General features: G+C 63.2%; 26 protein-coding genes. 20 read left to right on the plus strand and 6 right to left on the minus strand.

All coding sequences use genetic code 11. The features are described 5' to 3' along the window. The first annotated feature begins 3 nt into the window (after window positions 1-3). The 12 genes from KF712_12450 (at window position 4) to KF712_12505 (ending at window position 7481) form a co-directional block, all read left to right on the plus strand. Entirely contained in the window at window positions 4-216 is a 213-nt protein-coding gene (locus KF712_12450; GenBank protein MBX3741798.1) for an AbrB/MazE/SpoVT family DNA-binding domain-containing protein, read from the plus strand. After that, complete coding sequence (locus tag KF712_12455) at window positions 204-593, plus strand: type II toxin-antitoxin system VapC family toxin (GenBank protein ID MBX3741799.1); 390 nt, start codon at window positions 204-206, stop codon at window positions 591-593. The genes KF712_12450 and KF712_12455 overlap by 13 nt, the downstream gene beginning before the upstream one ends. 22 nt (window positions 594-615) lie before the next feature. Further along, window positions 616-1221: a hypothetical protein gene (locus KF712_12460; protein MBX3741800.1), complete on the plus strand. Its 606-nt coding sequence runs from the start codon at window positions 616-618 to the stop codon at window positions 1219-1221. After that, complete coding sequence (locus KF712_12465) at window positions 1161-1367, plus strand: phosphodiester glycosidase family protein (protein MBX3741801.1); 207 nt, start codon at window positions 1161-1163, stop codon at window positions 1365-1367. Before KF712_12460 ends, KF712_12465 begins: the two co-directional genes overlap by 61 nt. 220 nt (window positions 1368-1587) lie before the next feature. After that, window positions 1588-2025 carry an ester cyclase gene (locus tag KF712_12470; protein ID MBX3741802.1) on the plus strand — a complete coding sequence of 146 codons (438 nt, stop codon included), beginning with the start codon at window positions 1588-1590 and terminating at the stop codon, window positions 2023-2025. A gap of 78 nt (window positions 2026-2103) precedes the next feature. After that, window positions 2104-3354 (plus strand): phosphoribosylamine--glycine ligase, encoded by a 1251-nt coding sequence (gene purD / locus KF712_12475; protein MBX3741803.1) that lies wholly within the window; start codon window positions 2104-2106, stop codon window positions 3352-3354. A gap of 10 nt (window positions 3355-3364) precedes the next feature. Then, on the plus strand, window positions 3365-3895 hold the full coding sequence (gene pyrR / locus KF712_12480) for a bifunctional pyr operon transcriptional regulator/uracil phosphoribosyltransferase PyrR (protein MBX3741804.1): 531 nt from the start codon (window positions 3365-3367) through the stop codon (window positions 3893-3895). Further along, window positions 3892-4596 (plus strand): hypothetical protein, encoded by a 705-nt coding sequence (locus tag KF712_12485; protein MBX3741805.1) that lies wholly within the window; start codon window positions 3892-3894, stop codon window positions 4594-4596. Before pyrR ends, KF712_12485 begins: the two co-directional genes overlap by 4 nt. Continuing rightward, the gene (locus KF712_12490; GenBank protein ID MBX3741806.1) at window positions 4586-5506 is read left to right on the plus strand and encodes an aspartate carbamoyltransferase catalytic subunit; all 921 of its coding nucleotides are present in this window, start codon (window positions 4586-4588) and stop codon (window positions 5504-5506) included. Before KF712_12485 ends, KF712_12490 begins: the two co-directional genes overlap by 11 nt. Before the next feature lie 65 nt (window positions 5507-5571). Continuing rightward, window positions 5572-5793: a hypothetical protein gene (locus KF712_12495; GenBank protein ID MBX3741807.1), complete on the plus strand. Its 222-nt coding sequence runs from the start codon at window positions 5572-5574 to the stop codon at window positions 5791-5793. After that, window positions 5781-6155 (plus strand): PIN domain-containing protein, encoded by a 375-nt coding sequence (locus KF712_12500; GenBank protein ID MBX3741808.1) that lies wholly within the window; start codon window positions 5781-5783, stop codon window positions 6153-6155. Before KF712_12495 ends, KF712_12500 begins: the two co-directional genes overlap by 13 nt. Before the next feature lie 45 nt (window positions 6156-6200). Then, the gene (locus KF712_12505) at window positions 6201-7481 is read left to right on the plus strand and encodes a dihydroorotase (GenBank protein ID MBX3741809.1); all 1281 of its coding nucleotides are present in this window, start codon (window positions 6201-6203) and stop codon (window positions 7479-7481) included. A gap of 93 nt (window positions 7482-7574) precedes the next feature. On the opposite strand, the gene KF712_12510 is transcribed toward KF712_12505, so the two are convergent. Then, window positions 7575-8282 (minus strand): hypothetical protein, encoded by a 708-nt coding sequence (locus KF712_12510; GenBank protein MBX3741810.1) that lies wholly within the window; start codon window positions 8280-8282, stop codon window positions 7575-7577. 101 nt (window positions 8283-8383) lie between these two features. Beyond that, window positions 8384-10084 (minus strand): dihydroxy-acid dehydratase, encoded by a 1701-nt coding sequence (ilvD, locus tag KF712_12515; GenBank protein ID MBX3741811.1) that lies wholly within the window; start codon window positions 10082-10084, stop codon window positions 8384-8386. A gap of 277 nt (window positions 10085-10361) precedes the next feature. Between ilvD and KF712_12520 the strand changes: the two genes are divergently transcribed. The 6 genes from KF712_12520 to KF712_12545 all read left to right on the plus strand — a co-directional run bounded on the left by KF712_12520 (window position 10362) and on the right by KF712_12545 (window position 15939). Continuing rightward, the gene (locus KF712_12520) at window positions 10362-11192 is read left to right on the plus strand and encodes a hypothetical protein (protein ID MBX3741812.1); all 831 of its coding nucleotides are present in this window, start codon (window positions 10362-10364) and stop codon (window positions 11190-11192) included. Then, on the plus strand, window positions 11189-11776 hold the full coding sequence (locus tag KF712_12525) for a sigma-70 family RNA polymerase sigma factor (protein MBX3741813.1): 588 nt from the start codon (window positions 11189-11191) through the stop codon (window positions 11774-11776). Before KF712_12520 ends, KF712_12525 begins: the two co-directional genes overlap by 4 nt. Then, window positions 11773-12225: a hypothetical protein gene (locus KF712_12530; GenBank protein ID MBX3741814.1), complete on the plus strand. Its 453-nt coding sequence runs from the start codon at window positions 11773-11775 to the stop codon at window positions 12223-12225. The genes KF712_12525 and KF712_12530 overlap by 4 nt, the downstream gene beginning before the upstream one ends. Before the next feature lie 71 nt (window positions 12226-12296). Further along, window positions 12297-13403, plus strand: coding sequence for a metal-dependent hydrolase (locus KF712_12535; protein MBX3741815.1), 1107 nt, complete (start codon window positions 12297-12299; stop codon window positions 13401-13403). A gap of 56 nt (window positions 13404-13459) precedes the next feature. Next, entirely contained in the window at window positions 13460-15382 is a 1923-nt protein-coding gene (locus KF712_12540) for a hypothetical protein (protein ID MBX3741816.1), read from the plus strand. A 179-nt stretch (window positions 15383-15561) separates the two neighbouring features. Continuing rightward, window positions 15562-15939 (plus strand): hypothetical protein, encoded by a 378-nt coding sequence (locus KF712_12545; GenBank protein MBX3741817.1) that lies wholly within the window; start codon window positions 15562-15564, stop codon window positions 15937-15939. Window positions 15940-15943: 4 nt separating this feature from the next. Here the strand turns inward: KF712_12545 and KF712_12550 are convergent, their stop codons facing one another. From KF712_12550 to KF712_12565, 4 genes are read right to left on the minus strand one after another with little or no spacing between them, the layout of a single operon-like run. Further along, complete coding sequence (locus KF712_12550) at window positions 15944-16516, minus strand: pseudouridine synthase (protein MBX3741818.1); 573 nt, start codon at window positions 16514-16516, stop codon at window positions 15944-15946. Between the two features lie 10 nt (window positions 16517-16526). Then, on the minus strand, window positions 16527-16865 hold the full coding sequence (locus KF712_12555) for a DMT family protein (GenBank protein ID MBX3741819.1): 339 nt from the start codon (window positions 16863-16865) through the stop codon (window positions 16527-16529). A 38-nt stretch (window positions 16866-16903) separates the two neighbouring features. Then, on the minus strand, window positions 16904-17062 hold the full coding sequence (locus tag KF712_12560) for a tryptophan-rich sensory protein (protein ID MBX3741820.1): 159 nt from the start codon (window positions 17060-17062) through the stop codon (window positions 16904-16906). A gap of 3 nt (window positions 17063-17065) precedes the next feature. Continuing rightward, on the minus strand, window positions 17066-17395 hold the full coding sequence (locus KF712_12565; GenBank protein ID MBX3741821.1) for a tryptophan-rich sensory protein: 330 nt from the start codon (window positions 17393-17395) through the stop codon (window positions 17066-17068). A gap of 307 nt (window positions 17396-17702) precedes the next feature. Here KF712_12565 and KF712_12570 point away from each other — a divergent pair, with 307 nt between their 5' ends. Together KF712_12570 and KF712_12575 are read left to right on the plus strand one after the other, a co-directional pair. After that, a complete protein-coding gene (locus tag KF712_12570) occupies window positions 17703-17921 on the plus strand; it encodes a hypothetical protein (protein ID MBX3741822.1) in 219 nt (72 codons plus the stop codon). A 46-nt stretch (window positions 17922-17967) separates the two neighbouring features. Continuing rightward, complete coding sequence (locus KF712_12575) at window positions 17968-18351, plus strand: hypothetical protein (GenBank protein ID MBX3741823.1); 384 nt, start codon at window positions 17968-17970, stop codon at window positions 18349-18351. Window positions 18352-18355 lie beyond the last annotated feature (4 nt).

The following is an 18355-nucleotide window of genomic DNA, read 5'->3' on the forward strand; positions in this document are numbered from 1 at the left end:
GATATGGCAACGGTCACGGTTTCACCAAAATTCCAGGTGGTCATTCCGAAGGAAATCAGGGAAGGCCTCGCATTGGTCCCGGGCGACAAAATCGAGATTGTACAACTTGAAGACAGGATCGAGCTTGTCCCCGTGCGCCCTGTAGCCTCCTTGAAGGGATTTTTGAAGGGCGTCAGAAACACTTTTGAACGGGAAACCGACAGATGCCTGCCGTAGTTGATTCCTCGGGTTGGATCGAGTTTTTCACCGACGGCCCCAACAGCATTCACTTCGCCGCCGCCATACAGGCGACTTCCGATCTGGTGGTTCCAGCCATATCGATCACGGAAGTGTATCGCTGGATATTGCGCGAATCATCCTTATCCCATGCTCTGACCGCCGCTGCCGCGATGAAGCAGGGACGGGTTGTTCCACTGGATGAGCGGTTGGCCGTCATCGCCGCGGAGATCAGCCACCGCCATCAGTTGCCCTTGGCCGACGGGATCATTTACGCCACAGCCCGCGATGCCTCCGCGGAGTTGCTCACCCAGGATTCCGACTTGGATGGCCTGCCTGGAGTCACCTATATCAGACATCCGAACCGGAAGAGCTGACAAAGATTAGCAAGCCCGAGCCATGAAATTCCTGCTCATCCTTTTGCTCCTTCCAGCCGTCAGCGGTGCCGCGGAGATCCGTGAGGAAAAAGTCCACTATGCGAACGCGGACTTCCGTGTCGTCCGGATCGAGCCGGATGATCTGAAGGTCGTCTGGAAAGACAGCGCGGGGGAAATTTTCGGCACGTTCGACAAGGTGCAGGAGGATTTTTCCAAGAAGGGCAGAACGGTCCGGTTCCTGATGAATGGAGGTATCTTCGAACCCGGATGCATCCCCAGCGGGCTTCTCGCCCAAGACTGGAAAGTCGTGCTGCCGCTCAACACGAAGGACGGCAAGGGCAACTTTTTCCTGAAGCCGAACGGCGTGGTCTCGATGTGGATTGGCGGCCATGGTGGCCCCCAGGTTTCGACGGTCGAGGACTGGAAGGCCCGCTACGACCTCTCCCGCCGGGTCCGTGACCTGCGGGCACCGAACTTCGCCGTCCAGTCCGGCCCGCTGCTGCTGATCGGCGGCAAGCGCCATCCTGCCTTCAAGGAGGGTTCGGAAAGCCGCCTGCACCGCACGGCATCGGCATCGATGCGGATGGCAAATTCGTCTGCGCGATCACCGTATGGGGCCAGGAGGTGAATTTCTGGGACTTCGCCGGGCTGTTCCTCCATCTCGGCTGCAAGGACGCACTGTTCCTGGACGGCGACATTTCCCAAATGGCGGTGAATCCGGAGAAGCCCGTCGCAAGCAACCGTTTCGCGTCCATCTTCGTGGTGGCGGAGTGAACGGGCGGGGGAGCAGGATTCAATATCTCCGGTGATCAAGCTTCCGCATTCATGAAGCCTGACAAAAGGAACAGTTGATCGCAGCGGACCCGCATGAGATCATCCCCGGGGGACATTCGTCGGTCGCACACCGGCCTTGGCACCCCTATCCGAGCACGCCTGAAGAATGCCAGATCATGGCCGGCAGGCATTGAACGGAGGCTTTCACTCCCCCACCCCAATGAAAAACAAGTCTGCAACAGTTCGTCGGTTCATCGAGCGGGTTCTCAGCGGTGGAGACATCGAAGCCACTGATGAATACTTCTGGGATGACATGCTCGAAGAGGTGCCTTTTCCCGGCCAAGGCCCCGGCGTCGATGGATTGAAGGAAGTGCTGAAGGGCATGCGCGGGGGCTTTCCCGATATGAACTGGATCGTGGAGGAACAGATTGAAGATGGGGACAAGGTTGTGACCCGCTTCACCTGGACCGGCACCCATCAGGGAACCTTCCTGGGGATTCCAGCCACCGGACGATCCGTCACGGTATGGGGCATGGTCATCGACCTGTTTGAGGGCGAAAAAATCAAGTCCACCCGGATCATCATGGACATATTGGGATTGATGGCCCAGCTCGGTGTTTTCCCACCCCCGGAGCAGGCCGGAAGCCAGACGACCTGAGGCAAGCCTGCAGCTACCCGGGAAAATTCCGTTCTTCGGCGTTGAGTCCGCCGGGGGATTCCGCGAAAACCTCTGCGGATGAAAATTTTAGTCGTTGGAAAAGGTGGCCGCGAGCACGCCCTCGTTCGCGCCCTGGCGGAGTCTCCCTCGAAGCCGGAGCTGTTCTCCTTCCCGGGGAGCGAGGCCATTTTCCGCATCGCCGCGCCGACCACCGCCACGGACCTGCACTCCCTGATCGGGTGGATGAAGGACAACGGCATCGACCTGTGCGTCGCGGGCGAGGAAAGCTATCTGGTGAAGGACGAGGGGCTGGCGAATCTCTGCGAACGCGCCGGGATCCCGTGCTGGGGACCGCCGAAGCAGTCGGCCCAACTGGAAGCGAGCAAGGAATTCGCCAAGGAGTTCCTTTTCCGCCACAACATCCCGACGGCCCGTGCGACCGCCGTTTCCTCGTTGGAGGATGCCGTCACCGCCATCAACGGCGAATACCCCACCGTGCTGAAATTCGACGGCCTGGCCGCCGGAAAGGGTGTGGCCGTCTGTCCGGACGAGGCGTCCGCCATGGAGTTCCTCAACGAGGTTTTCACCGAAAAGCGCTTTGGCGAGGGGCGCGTGCTGGTGGAGCAATGCCTGACCGGCCCGGAGGTATCCATCTTCGCCGCCATCGTGGACGACCGCTACCTGATCTTCACCCCCGCCCGTGACTACAAGCGCGCGCTGGAGGATGACCAAGGGCCTAACACCGGCGGCATGGGAGCCGTGGCCAGCCGCCAGCTCATCTCCGCCGATCTTCTGGAACTCATCAAAACGGACATCGTCCAGCCGACGGTGGACGGCCTGCGGAACGACCACCTGCCCTACCGCGGGTTTCTTTACTTCGGCCTGATGCTTACGCCGACCGGACCGCAGATCATCGAATACAACTGCCGCTTCGGCGATCCGGAGTGCCAGGCGGTGATGCCGCTGGTGCAGGGGGATCTGGCCGCATTCTGCCTGGCCGGGGCACAAGGCCAGCTCCAACCGGACCTCATCTCCTTCGACGATGGCTGGAGCGTGTGCGTGATCCTGGCATCCGCAGGTTATCCGGAATCCTCCCGCAACGGGGATGTCATCACCGGCATCGAGGACGTGACCACCGGCCGCGTCTATCACTCCGGGACAAAGCTCACGGGCGGCCAGTGGCAGACCAACGGCGGCCGGGTGCTGGCCGTGGTGGCTGGAGCCGCCGGACGCGAGGAAGCGGTGACCGCCGCCCACGCCGCCGCGGACCAGATTTCCTTCGATGGCCTGCAACGCCGCAGGGACATCGGCATCCTCCATTTCCAATAACACATCCCCCATGGAACGCACCCTCACCCAGGAAGAGATCAACACCGGCGTGGAGACGCTGGCAGCCGCGATCCGTGAAAAAACCGGCGGCAAGAAGATCGCCCTCGTCGGCATCCGCAGCCGCGGCGACGAGGTCGCGGAGCGGGTGCTGAACCTGCTGTCCCAGGACGACCGGGAGCTGGACTTCGGCATCCTCGATATTTCCCTCTACCGGGACGACTACGAGCACCTGCGGGAAAACCCGCTGCTGCAGGAGAGCGACATCGGCTTTCCCGTCGATGACGCTCACATCATCCTGGTGGACGACGTGCTTTTCACCGGCCGCACCATCCGCGCCGCGCTGGACGCCCTGCTCGACTACGGACGCCCGGCGAAGATCGAGCTGGCCGTGCTGATCGACCGCGGCCACCGCGAACTGCCCATCGCCCCGGACTACGTTGGGATCACGCTGGAAACAAATCGTCTCGACCACGTGCTGGTTTCGCTGGAAGGAACGGACGGAAACGATCAAGTTCGGATCGTCCGGAAAGAATCGCCATGAGCAAGCTCCCGAAGCGCAAGAAGACCCCCGAGGAAATCGCGAAGCTCCGCGAAAGCATGGGCCTCGGTGATGGTCCCGCTCCGGTGACCCCGCCTCCCCCCACCGCTGACGGGGCGGAAGGCAACGTCCCTCCCGCCCCGGCGGATCTTCCGCCGCCGCAGGCCCCTCCCGCCGCCGCGCCCCAACCCGTCCTCCCTGCGGCATCCCACCCGGTACAGGAGATGCCATCCGTAGAGCCGCGCCCCCCGGCCGAGCCGAAGGAGGTCAGATCACTCCGCAAGTCAGAGCGAGGCCCTGCCCCCGCCGCCAGGGCACAGCCCGTCCCTTCGGAGACGGCGACCGTTCTTCCCAGCCACCGCCGGACGGAATTCGAGATCAAGCAACTCCGCCGGACCCAGGCGTTCTCCGTCCAGCCGCCGGTGAGCCACCTCATCCCGCAGGCCGTCCACCCTTTCATGGCCGGCCTCGGCTACCTCTGCGTGTTCGCCGCGGCGGTGCTGCCGTTCATCGACCACTGGTTCACGGACATCTCCCGCTACATTCCGGGCACCCTCTGCCTCGCCGGCCTGGGGATCTCCGGATTCATCCTCCTGAAGAAAAAGAGCTCCCTGCACCATGCGGGGTTCATCTCCGCCATTGCCATCCTCACGCTCATCTTCGGTGCCCTCTACTACTTTCCCCACCTCCGGAATGCCCCGTAAAGACCTGCTCGACATCGCCTCGCTGGACCGCTCGGAAATCGACCTCCTCCTCGACCAGGCGGCTCCGTTCAAGGAAATCTTCACCCGCTCCGTGAAGAAGGTTCCGGCATTGAAAGGGAAGTCCGTGCTGATGCTTTTCTACGAGCCGAGCACCCGCACCCATTCCTCCTTCGAGGTGGCGGCCAAGCGCCTCTCCGCGGACGTCACCAACTTCGACGTCGCCCAGTCATCCATCACCAAGGGCGAATCCGTGCGCGAAACAGTGGAGACGCTCCAGGCGATGCGGACCGACTTCATCATCGTCCGCCACAAGGCATCCGGCCTGCCCGGCACCATCGCGAAGCTGACCAAGGCCTCCGTCATCAATGCCGGGGACGGCGCGCACGCCCACCCCACCCAGGGCCTGCTGGATGCCTTCACCATCAAGGAAAAGTTCCCCGATCCCACCGGCAAGAAAGTCCTCATCATCGGTGACATCCTCCACTCCCGGGTCGCCCGCTCCACCTCGACCATCCTGAAGAAGCTCGGCGTGGATGTCGCCTACCTCGGACCCGGATCGCTGGTGCCGAAACAGGGACCTGAAAACATCCGCCGCTTCACCAACTATGAGGAAGCGATGAAGTGGGGGCCGGATTTCGTCTATCTCCTACGCGTCCAGATGGAGCGCCAGGACGTCCAGTATTTCCCGAGCATCCGCGAGTACCACAAGCTCTACGGCGTGACCGAAAAGCGGCTCGCGGACATCCGCAACCGCGGCCTCTATATCATGCACCCCGGCCCCGTGAACCGCGGCGTGGAACTCTGCGACGGCGTCATGGACTACGAGCGCAGCCTCATCAACGACCAGGTGGAGAACGGCATCGCTGTGAGGATGGCGGTGCTTTATTATCTCAAGCCGGAGCGTGAGTGAATGCCGATGGAGCGGAGGAGGCGCTCCGTTGACATCCGCCATGCATGATATATGATATCGTCATCATGAGAACCATCATCGATCTTCCTTCCGAGCAAGTCGCGGCTCTCTCGGTTTTTTGCAACAACCTCGGGATCTCCCGCGCGGAGGCCGTCAGACGCGCTCTTTCCAAGATGCTGGAAGAGGCGGACGACACCCATTTCCAGAAAGCCTTCGGCGCATGGAAACACCGCAAAGTTGACTCCTTGGACTACGTGAACCGCCTCCGGGAGGAATGGGATCGATGAAAGCGGTGATCGATAGCGACATCCTTATCGACTACCTCCAGGGTGAAGAACGCTCGAAGATCGAACTGGCCCATTATGATGATCTCCGCTATTCCGTGATCTCATGGATGGAGATCATGTGCAGGGCACGCACTCCTGAGGAAACGGAAGCCGCGGAAGCCCTGCTTCGGTCCATGACACAGGTCGATCTGGACATGAACATCGCCCGAAAAGCCGTTCATCTGAGAAAATCCCTGAAGCTGAAACTGCCGGACGCCATCATTCTCGCAACCGCGGATAAGGAAGGATGCATTCTCGTCACGCGGAACACGAAAGACTTCCGCGAGGACGATCCCCGCGTCAGGGTTCCCTACCGATACTGAAACCGCGCCCAGCGCGGATCCCTCGCACCTTTCACGAAGCTTCCCATGTCCATCCTCATCCAGAACGCCCGCATCGCCTCGGAGAACTCCGGGGATCTCCCCGTCTCCGATGTCCTCATCGAGGACGGTATCATCAAGTCCATCGGCCAAGGGTTGGCCGCGCCTGCCGGCGCCAAGATCATCGATGCGGCGAACCGCATCCTGATGCCGGCGATGTTCGACGCGCACGTGCATTTCCGCGAACCCGGCTTCGAGGCGAAGGAAACCATCGCCAGCGGCGCGGAGTCCGCCATCAACGGCGGCATCACCGGCGTGGTGATGATGCCGAACACGAACCCGGCGATCGATTCCGCCAGCGTGGTCGGACAGGTGCTTGAGATCGGAAAGCGGACCGCCCGCATCCCCATCTACACCTCCGGCTGCGTCACGAAAGGCCGCCATGGCAAGGAGCTGGCGGGCATCGACGGCATGCGCGCGCTGGGCGTGAAGATGCTCACCGACGACGGCGACACCACCGGGGATGCGGCGGTGCTGCTGCGGGCGATGCAGTATGCCACGGAATTCGGCCTGTTTTTCGCCAGCCACTGCGAGGTGCCGGAACTGGCCGGGCCACGCGCGCTCAACGAGGGCGTGATGAGCTACAAGCTGGGCATCAAGGGATCCCCCGCCTGCGCGGAGGAAATCATCATCGACCGTGACATCCGCCTGGCCCACGCCGCCGGGGCGCACATCCACATCCAGCACGTTTCCAGCAAGCTGGGCATGGAAACCATCGCCTGGTGGAAATCCCGCGGCGATGTGAAGGTCACCGCCGAGGTGGCTCCGCACCATCTCCTTTTCACCGACGAGGACATCGGCGACTACGACACGCACTACAAGATGAACCCTCCGCTGCGGACGAAGGCGGACAACGAGGCGCTGCTGCAAGGACTCATCGACGGCGTGTTCGACCTCATCGCCACGGACCACGCTCCGCACACCCCTTTCGAGAAGTCCCAGGACTTCGTCAGCGCACCGAACGGCATCACCGGCCTGGATACCGCGCTCGTCTCGCTTTACCACCACTTCATCGCCACCGGGAAATTCGGCTGGGATCTGGTCGTGAAACGCTACTCCGCCGAGCCGCGCCGGATGATGGGACTGGACGTCCCCACCGTCACCGAAGGCTGCCGCGCGGATCTCCTGCTGTTCGACACGGAGAAGGAAACCACCTTCACCAAGGAGTTCATGAAGTCGAAGTCACAGAACACTCCGTTCCTCGACAAGACCCTCAAGGGCAGCGTGGATCTGGTGGTGCTGGGGGATGAGATCCTGCTGGAGCGGTGATGGAAGGAGATGGGAGCGCTGGTCTTCAGACCGGCATCTCTCGTTGTCCGCCCTGCCTGCCAAGCCGGTCTGAAGACCGGCGCTCCCAGCGCCCTAACCGATCAACAGCAGCCTCGGCGGTGCACCGGGAATGGTGTCCGGCGCACGGTGGACACAGGGCGGCACGGGGCTGCCGGGATAGTCGCAGGCGATGCGCCAGAGATTCCCGATGCCGAAGCTCCATGGCTCCGCTCCGGGCAGCGGAGCATAGTGGAGATCGAAGAAATTTTCGTTCAGGAACTCCAGGAATCCGTCGTCATCTCCGCCCCCATAAAGGGCCAGCAGTTCCACGCGTGTTCCGGGGATATCCGCCTTCCGGATCACCCGGTCATTCGGCAGGGCTTCGGAGGGCGCCCCGGAATAGGTGCAGAGATAGGTGTCCGCCTCATCCGTCGCGCTGTCCACGTGGTAGGACTGCACGTGGGTGGACATCGGCCCGTCGTCCTCGTGGAGGTTCACGTAACCATTGATGCAGTCCAGCACGGGAAGGAGATCATGGCTCTCCAGCATGGCCTGGTCCTCCAGCAGGATCTTCCTCGCAACCTCTCCCGCCGGACTCAATTCCAGTGATGCCAAAGTGTCCGCATCAATGGTCGTGATACCACGGCCCACCTGCAGCTTTTCCACGATCTCCGCAAAGTCCCCATCCAGCTTCCGCGGCCAGCAGAGCGCGTTCACTTTCCCGGAAAACCTCGCCGAGACCAGTTCCTCGAAGCTGTCCACGTAGCGGATGCAGGAAAGCTGGGGAAGCGGAGTGTTCATGGAAAGCGAAGGGGCGCACGCCGATGCGCCCTCTCCCTGAAAAGATGGTCCATCCATCGCACGGCAAGGGCGCATCGGCGTGCGCCCCTCCGTCCGGTTGGTCACAGATACTTGTCCGTCACCGCGCCTTCGCTGGCGGTGCTGACGAGCTTCGCATACTTGGCGAGGACGCCGCGGGTGTAGCGTGGCTCCGGGCGGACCCAGGCTGCCTTGCGCCGCGCGATCTCCTCGGCGGAAATGTCAACGTCGAGGCGGTTGTCCACCGCGTTGATGGTGATGGTGTCGCCGTCCTTCAGCAGGCCGATGACGCCACCTTCGAACGCTTCCGGGGTGATGTGGCCGACGACGAAGCCGTGGCTGCCACCGGAGAAACGTCCGTCCGTGATGAGCGCGACGTCCTTGCCCAGGCCCAGGCCCATGATGGCGGATGTCGGTCCGAGCATCTCGCGCATGCCGGGGCCTCCCTTCGGTCCCTCATAGCGGATGACGATGATGTCGCCCTTCACGATCTCCTTCGCGAGGATGGCCTTCATGGCCTCAGGCTCGGAGTTGAAAACCTTGGCGCTGCCCTTGAACAGCTCGCCTTCCTTGCCGGTGATCTTCGCCACCGCGCCGCCTTCGGCGAGGTTGCCGTAGAGGATGCGGAGGTGGCTGTCCTTCTTGATCGGGTTGTCCAGCGGGCGGATGATCTGCTGGCCTTCCGGATAGACGGCGTTCGCCTTCTCCAGGTTCTCGCGCATGGTGCGGCCGGTCACGGTCATGCAGTCGCCGTGGAGCAGGCCGGCATCCAGCAGCATCTTCATCAGCGGGACGGTGCCGCCGATGCGGACGAGGTCCGCCATGGCGTATTTGCCGGATGGCTTGAGGTCCGCGAGGAGGGGCACGCGCTTGCCAATGCGTTCGAAGTCATCGAGCGAGATGTCCACGCCCGCGGCGTGGGCCATGGCGGGGATGTGGAGGCAGGCGTTGGTCGAGCCACCGAGCGCAATAAGGACGGTGATGGCGTTCTCGAACGCTTCCTTCGTCATGATGTCCCGCGGCTTGATGCCGAGGTTGATCAGGTTGAGGACGGCGGCTCCGGCGTCGAAGCAGTCGCGCATCTTGTCATCGGAAATGGCGGCTTGGGCGGAGCTGTTCGGCAGGGACATGCCGAGCGCCTCGATGGCGCTGGCCATGGTGTTAGCCGTGTACATGCCGCCGCAGGATCCCGGGCCGGGGATGGCGCAGGCTTCGACGGTGGCCAGGTCATCATCGGTGAATTCGCCGTTGGCGTGCTTGCCGACCGCTTCGAACACGGAGACGACGTCGAGATCCTTTTCCTCGCCTTTGATCTTCGCGCAGCCGGGCAGGATCGTGCCGCCATAGACGAAGACGGCGGGGCGGTTCATGCGGCCCATGGCCATCACGCAACCGGGCATGTTCTTGTCACAGCCGCCGATGGCGACATAGCCGTCCATGCCTTCGCAACCGACCACGGTTTCGATGGAGTCGGCAATGACCTCACGGGAGACGAGGGAGTATTTCATCCCCTCCGTGCCCATGGAGATGCCGTCGGAGATGGTGATGGTGTTGAAAATGGTGGCCTTTCCGCCCGCCGCGTTCACGCCGTTGGCGGACTCGATCGCCAGCTTGTCGATGTGGACGTTGCAGGGGGTCACCTGGCTCCAGGTGGAGGCGATGCCGATCTGCACCTTCGCGAAGTCTTCTTTCTTGAAACCTACGGCATAAAGCATCGCACGGCTGGGCGCACGGTCGGGACCATCCAGCATGGGACTGGAAAACGGGCGTTTGTTGTCGTTCATCAGGCGGCCAGCATCTTTCGGAAAATCCCCGGCAGTCAAGGGAAGCGTTGATCCTACAGCGTGCTTATTTGCCCGGCATACCTTCAGATTCAACCACGGATGGACGCGGATGAACACGGATGAAGAATGGGGAATCCGGTACCCGACTATCCGAAATCCGTGTCCATCCGCGTCCATCCGTGGTTCAAGACCATGAATCGAAACAGCAAGTTGGCCATCCCATCAACACCCCGCGCTGTAACATTTCCAGCACGCCCTCCGATGAGTCAGTAACACCATGAAACTCACCGCACTCCTTCCACTGGCCGCCGCCATCCTTCACCCGCTGTCCCTCTCCGCGCAGGAGGCTCCGGCCCCGCCGGAAAAAACCTGGGAGATCCACGTCCGGGCGGATGGCGGGGGGAATGCCCGCCTCGCCGAGATGACCCGGCTCCTGCTCGCCCCGGTCGCCCACGCCGTCGTGCTGGAGGACGGCGCCACGTTCCACGCCACCGGCTTCCGGAATCCGGCCACACCCGGTGGTGACTGGGTCGCGGAACTCCGGGAGGTGGCCGGTGCCAGGCAGCTCGTGGCGGATGCCGCGAAATACGGCGGCTTCCGCCATGAGGACGGCACCCTGTTTTTTTCCAAAAACTCGGCGACCTACGCGGTCTGGGCTTCCGGGGACAATGTGATCCGCGCCGTCCACCCGGCTGACAACCGGAACACCGCCGTGCTTCCGGCGGCGGAAACGCCCGCATCGGCATGGGTGTCCGGCGGCGTCCCCATTTCGTCCATCAAGGACGAGCTGCCGAAGTCCGATCTGCTGCGGCTGCTCGACCGCATCGACTTCTCCCTCAACGCGGACGGCGGCCGGATCTCCGCGGAAGTCCTCACCGCCTCCGTCACTCCGGAAATGGCGGCGAAGGCGGCGGCAAAGGCCCGCAAGCTGTCCGCCGCCGCCACCCTGGTATCCGGCGAGGAGATCTCCATCGAGGATCTCGCCAAGGATCTGACCATCACCCAGACCGACGAGAAGATCCGCCTCCAGTTCAACATCACCGAAACGACGATTGAAAGGGGACTGCTGGGCATCCACCAGTTCCTGAAAGCCGCCCGCGGAAAGTGACGCCACCCTTCATGGATTCCGCGGAGATCACTCCCGAAAGCGACGAAACCCTGGCCGCAAGGTGGCGGCAGGGTGACGTCCGCGCCTACGAAGCCATCGTGGCGCGGCACCTCGATCCCGTCCGCCGCTTCCTGATCTCCCGCTGCGGAAATTCCGGCGACGCCGACGATCTCTGCCAGGAGGTTTTTCTGGAAGTTTGCCGGAAGATCAACAACCACACCCCCGGCCAATCCTTCACCGGCTGGCTCTACACCATCGCCCGCCGCCGCTCCATCGATCTCTGGCGCAGGACCCGGCCGATGGAGCCGTTCGATCCGGACCACCACGGGGGGATGGAGGATCGCTCCCCCGCCCGCGCTTCCGAGGAGCATGACGAAGCGGTCACCGCCTGGAACAAGGTCCATGCGCTCCTTTCCGAAAACCAGGCCACCGCCCTGTGGCTGAAAGTCCAGGGCGGCCACTCGATTTCCGAAATCTCCGCGATGATGAGCCAGTCGCCCGAAAACGTCCGCGTCCTCCTTTTCCGCGCCCGCCAGCAGCTCGCGCTGCTCTGGAACCAACCCGAACCATTCCCCACGCCATGAAAGACAACCCCTGCGACATCCATCAGGAAAAGATCAGCGCGCTCACGGATGACGGCCTCCCCTTTCCACAGGCGCTGCGCGACCACGTCGCATCCTGCCGGGAGTGCACCGCGTTCGCCCGGACCTGCCGGGAAAGCGACGGCATGCTTTCCGCCCCGCTCCCTTCCGCCGGAGAAGATCTCAGGCAAAGGGTGCTGCGGCTTCCATCTGACCGTCCCGCGCGCCCGCGGCTCCCCGTCGCCCCGCTGTCCGCCGCAGCGGCCATCCTCCTGGCGGCGGCCTGGTGGTTCACCCGGCCAGCGCCGGAGACGCCCGCCATTCCTCCTGCCGCCCAAAGCGAAGCCGAAGAAGCCGCGGTGGAGATCGCCGCGTTGAAAGAAGACTTCGGCGAAGCCCTGGGCCATCTGGCGGAGCCCCTGTCCGTGTTCGACAGCCTGGCCCGGCCATAGGCGCAGGAAATCGCCCGTCCGGGAACAATACGATTGACTGGCCCTGCCCTCACCCGGTCCGGTTGTCGCGCATGGATTCGATCACGCAGGCGGCGCTGGGAGCGGCGGTGGGGGAAGCGATGCTCGGGAAAAAGCTGGGCAACCGGGCGCTGCTGTGGGGTCTGTTCTTCGGGACGCTGCCGGACCTGGATGTCCTGGTCTCCTTCTTCCTGGACACCACGAACAACCTGATCTGGCACCGCGGCCCCAGCCACTCCCTGCTGGTGATGGTCATCGCCTCGGCTGCGCTCGGCCACTGGCTGGCCAAGCTGTGGAAAAAACAGAAGATCAGCCGTGGTCAGGCAGGACTCTTTGTATTCGCCGTCTGGAGCACCCATGTGCTGCTCGACTGCTTCACGGTCTATGGCACCTCCGTGCTGTGGCCGTTCACGGAAAAGCGGATCGCCTTCAACAACCTGTTCATCATCGATCCTTTCTACACCGTCCCCCTGCTGGTCACGCTGGTATGGCTGGCATTCCTGCGGACGAAGAAACAGCTCGCGAAGCGGCGGAGGCTGTGCTGGTGGGGGCTGGGCCTGAGCAGCGGGTATGTGGCGGTGAGCCTGCTGGCGAAGTGGGCGGCATCCGCGGGATTCGATGCGGACCTGCGGAAACGCGGCGTGACCTTCACCCGGCGGATGGAGGCCCCCACCACCTTCAACATCCTGTTCTGGCGGTCGGTGGTGGACCGCGGGGATGAACTGTGGGTCGGCTACCGGAGCATCTTCGAGTTCCATGACACTCCCGTGCGCTGGACCGTGTACCCGAAGGGGACGGACGCCTATTTCCCCTACTCCGCGATGCGGGAGGCGAAGACGGTGGCGTGGTTCTCCGACGGCTGGTGGATCTGCCGCCCGCACAAGCAGGGCATCTGGCTGGGGGACCTGAGGTTCGGGGAGACCCGCACGTGGAACGCGCGCAAAGATTCCGTGGACTCCCGCGTTTCATTTTCATGGGTGTTCCATCCGAAGGCGGAGGGCGAAAAACTGCGGCAGTTGATGCCGGAATCGAGGAATCCGGGAGAAACAATGAAACGGCTGGCGAAGCGCGTCGCCGGGGACCGGGCGGCCTGGGAAGCGCAGCCAAGGCTGGCGGGTGTCCACGGCAGCCTGCCGGAGGTGCTGCGGGCGGAGCAATGAGCGCGCCACGGAAATCTGGTTTCCGTCCGGCTGTGAATGGGTTATTAGTTCCGCCGGTGAAGATCCTGCTCCTGATGCTCGGGCTGTCCGGTGTGTCGTTCGCCGCGGCGGTTGATCCTGCGGCGGCGGTGCTGGGTTATCTGGAGAAAGTGCGCCAGCGCACGGTGGACCTGGGGACGGACACCGCGCTGTCCCCCCACACCTCTTCCGAGAAGCGTGAACAGATTTCACGCCGGTTGTCCCGCCTGGCGGATGATCTTGGCAAAGGCAGCCTGGAAGCCGCGGAGGTGAAGGTGGACGACAACCTGGCCGCGGTGATCGTGAGGAACACCGGCGGCTTCGACCCGTCGAAGATCCGGGTGGTTTCCATCGGTCTGGTCAGGATGAAGGACACATGGCTGCCGGCGCCGGTGCCATCGTCGTTCGAGAACACCGGCACGGGGTTGGTGGCCGGCGCCAGGCAACGCCTCGGGCAACTGGAGAACTGGATGATGCGCGGGCAGGCGGAGGAACTGACCACCCTCCGGGAACAATCCCGCGAACACATGCGGCGGAACATCCGCACGGCCATGGATGTGGAGGTCCTGCGTGACGAATCCCCTGAAAAAGCTGCGAACCAGTTCCTCGCCGCATGCAGGCGGCGGGATCTGCCTGCCATGCTGGGATTTCTGGGCGGGCTGCAGGACACGCCTCCCGACGACTGGGCGGACCGTCTGCGCTCCGCGGACGCTGCGGTGGGAGCCGGGAAAAAAGTCGGCTGGCCCTGGCGGCTGCTCATCGCCCCGGAGGTGGTGAGGGTGCGGGTGGAGGACGGGGGTGAGACGGACGGCTCCCTGTTTTCGTTCGCCTGCATCGACCCCGCCGGGACCGGGGTGAAGCAGACGTCCACCAAAGTGGAGATCCTCCACATCGAACTGAGCCGGGATGAGGAAGGACTGTGGAAGATCGACCTGCCCCCTTCGTTCCTCCTCCCTCCGGGCGAAGAACCGGACGACTCCGAGGATGACTTCGTCAAATCCCTGCTCGACGCCTTTCCCGGGGAAATCCGCAAACAGATCCCCGCCAGTCCCGCTCCCTCCATCCGGGAGGCCGCCGCTTCACTTGGGGAAGCCCTGGCGGCGGGATCATTGGACCCGCTCATCGCCCTGATGGATCTGGAGGGCGACCCCGGGACCGCCAGCCGTGGATGCGCCCTGGGGGCCAGGCTGTGGTGGCAGCTCCACAATCCGCAGGCCACACGGATGCCCCAGTTCCTGGGCTATCATGAAAGCGGCGGGGCGGGTGTCGTCACGTTCCAGTTTTTCTCCCCGCGGGAGCCGGGCACGCTCGATCTCAAATCCTTCTATCTGGAGAAAACCGCGGACGGCTGGCTGCTGCTTCCGGGCCTGAAGCTGACCAACTCCCCCAACAAGGAGCAGTCCGCCGTGAGGGACTGGGTTGCGGATCGTGAAAGGACATGGCGCGGCGGCTGGCAGGCCAAGCTCGTGGAGGGCTGCACGCGGATCGACCCCATCGCCGAAGGGAACGCACCTGCGGAGGAAGAAGCCAGGAAACTGGTGGAAGGCTGGCTCGCCGCCACCCACTCCGCGGATCTCCCCTCCGCACTGCGCGGCCTCGTCATCGTCAACCGGCAGGGGGAGACCGAACGGACGCTCCGCAATCTCGGGTTCGAGTTCAGCACCGCCCTGCGTGACGAGAACAGATTCTCCATCATCCACTGCGAGCGCGGCACCACCTGGACCGTTGTCGGAGTCAGGTCGGAATCAGGAACGACCATCACGTTCCCCCTCTATCTTGTGGTGGCCACCCCCCAAGGCCCCCGGATCCTCATCGGGGCCGATCTTTTCGGAGAATCGACGGGCGGGAGGAAAATACTGAACGATACCGTCCTGCGCCGCATCCGGGACTTCACCACTCCGGCTTCACTGGAGGAGATCAAAAGCCTGCTCGACAAATTCCGCAACAAGACCGGCGGATAGCTTCCACGCAAAAATACGGGCTGATTTACTCGTTCGCGTAATGGTGTGGTTTGGATTTTCTGATATTCATGAGCACATAAACCCAGTGCGGACATTCCGTCGGCATATCTCATTCCCCTTGTTGAGCCATGATAGCCCGGTCCATATCATCCACTCCGCAGCGCACCCGCGCACGGGGGATGACATTGCTTGAGCTGACGGTGGTGATCTTCGTCCTGATGGGGCTCGTCTCCATCATGTTCGTGGCGGCCCAGGCGTGGAAGCGCGGCGCGGACCGCGGCATGTGCGTGATGAACATCCAGGTGGCACAGAAGGCGATCCGCAGTTTCGGCAACCTCTACGGATATACTCCCGGGGACTCCGTGACCGGCTTGAAAGACAAGATATTCGCACCGGGTGGATTCATCGAAATGACCCCCGTTTGCAAAGGCGGCGGCACCTATACTTTCGGAGGCACCTCCGGCGAGGACACCCTCCCCCAGATCGGGCAGGTGTATCTGGAATGCTCCTTCAGCGAAACGCGGAGTCACTCGCTCCCGCCGAACAGCGAGTGGTGAGGACTCAGCCGCGGCCTTGGGCCAGCGCCGCCTCCGTGGCATCCAGCACGCGCCACACTCCCGGTGCGGTATCGCCCAGCGGCAGCTTGCCGATCGCCACACGCACCAGCCGCAGGGTGGGGAATCCCACCGCCGCCGTCATCCGCCGGACCTGGCGGTTCTTGCCCTCGGTGAGGGTGAGTTCCATCCAGGAAGTGGGGATGGCCTTTCTGAACCTGACGGGAGGATCCCGCGGAGGAAAGTCCGGCTCCGCCTCCAGGAGCCGCGCGCGGCAGGGCCGGGTCCGGTGGCCCTGGATAACGATGCCCCCGGCCGCCAGCCGTTTCACGGCATCATCGCCGGGCATGCCCTCCACCTGCACCTGGTAGGTGCGCGGGTGCGCCGCCGAAGGATCGAGGAAGCGGTGGTTGAAGCCCGGTTCATCCCCCAGCAGCAGCAGCCCCTCGGAATCCAGATCCAGCCGCCCGATGGGATACACCCCTTTCGGAAACCCGAAGTCCGCCAGCGTGCGCTGGCCCGGCTGGTCCGGCGTGAACTGGCAGAGCACGCCATACGGCTTGTTGAACGCGATCAGCATGATGTCCGCCTCATTTCCTGAAGATGAAGAACACCGCGCCCGCCATGCAGGCCGCCGCGCCCAGGTAGTTCCACGTGATCTTTTCCTTCATGAAGAAAATCGCGAAGGGAACGAACACCGTCAGGGTGATCACCTCCTGCATGATCTTCAACTGGGCGACGCTGAACGCCTGGTGGCCGATCCGGTTCGCGGGCACCTGGAACAGGTACTCGAAAAGGGCGACGCCCCAGGAAAGGAACGCCGCGATCCACCACGGCTTGTCCTTCAGGTCGCGCAGGTGGGCGTACCAGGCGAAGGTCATGAAAATATTCGAAATCGTGAGGAGGACGATGGTTTTCAAACCGATCATGCCGGAGGTGTAGCGGGGGACCGCGCCACCGGCAAGCCTCACGCCCGGTTGAGCCAGCCGATGGCCGCGTTCAGGTAGGTGGCATACATGATCCACAGCAGATACGGCAGGAGCAGGATCGCGGAAAGGTGATCCACCTTTTCCGCGCTGCGGATGGTGAGCGCCAGGAAACCCCAGATGCAGAAGATGACGGCCAGCGCCTAGCCGATGGCATGCGCGCCGAAAAAGACCGGAGTCCACGCGAGGTTCAGGACGAACTGGATGACGAACAACGTCACCGTCCCCATCGCGCGGAGGTGGATGAGACGACCTGCGGCGACGCCCATCAGGACGTAGAGGACACCCCACACCGGACCGAACACCCACGGCGGTGGATTTCCCGGAGGTTTCATCAGGTCCTGGTACCATTCCCCGCCGCCCTTCTCCATGGTGAGGCCGACGGCGGTGCCCAGGCCGAGGCAGACCAGCGCACCGGCGATGGGCCAGAGCCATGCGGAAACTCTTCCGGGAGGTGCTTCTTCATCGGTCATGGAACAAGATTCGTATGAGGCGGCGGGAATTTCAACTTCGACCTCACGGGGTAGGGGCGCGGCTTCGCCACGACGGTTGGGAAACGCCTCCTCCCTTTCTCCGGCATCCGCATGGAGACTGGGACCGCGGGATGAATCCCGCCCCGATTTGCTGGCAGCGCAGAACCGGTCGCTGCCTGGAAGCGGATTCTCCGGGGCGGGATGAATCCCGCGGTCCCAGTGCTTCCCTCCCAGCCGGAACGGCGGAGCTGTCACGGAAGATTGAACCATCCTGAATAGCTGCGATACTCCGACCGTCCCACCGCCCATGAAATACCTCCTCATGTCCCTCTCCGCCATCGTCCTCTCATCCTGCGCCGGGGATCCGGGCCATTTCGACGGAGGGGACGGTCATCGCCGCGGCTCGGGGAATGCCCCGCTGCGGGGACCATCCGCCGGTGACGTCATCCGGGACACCCACTACGACCGGGCCAGGCAGAACTACGAGGACCGCACCCACCAGCGCCGCTACGGCCGCTACGATTGACTCCGGGAAGATTGACTCCCCACGGCGGCGACGGCGAGGATAGGGCATGATCTCGTCCTTCTCCGGCATATTGTTCCTCCTTGGCTCCCTCCCCGTGCTCATCGCCCTGTGGATCGGTGTGGTCCACCTTTCCAAAAAAGGGCGTCCCGGCCACTGGTGGTGCATGCTGGCGGGAGCGATCCTGATCACCCTGCAACCCGTTCTCTGGATCGCCGTGGAGGTGATCTATCGGGCGATGAATGGACCGATGACCCACTACCCCACCACGCTGATGGTCACAAGCCGGGTGTCCACCCTGGGCTATTTGCTTTTCATGATCGGGTTCGCCATCCATGCCATCCGCCTTTCCCGCATGCGCGGACGCATCGAGGAACTGGAAATGATGAACCTCGCCCAGGCGACGGAACTGGAGCGGCTGCGGAACCGCTGAGTCC

It is taken from the genome of Akkermansiaceae bacterium (assembly GCA_019634595.1).
GTDB lineage: Bacteria > Verrucomicrobiota > Verrucomicrobiia > Verrucomicrobiales > Akkermansiaceae > Luteolibacter.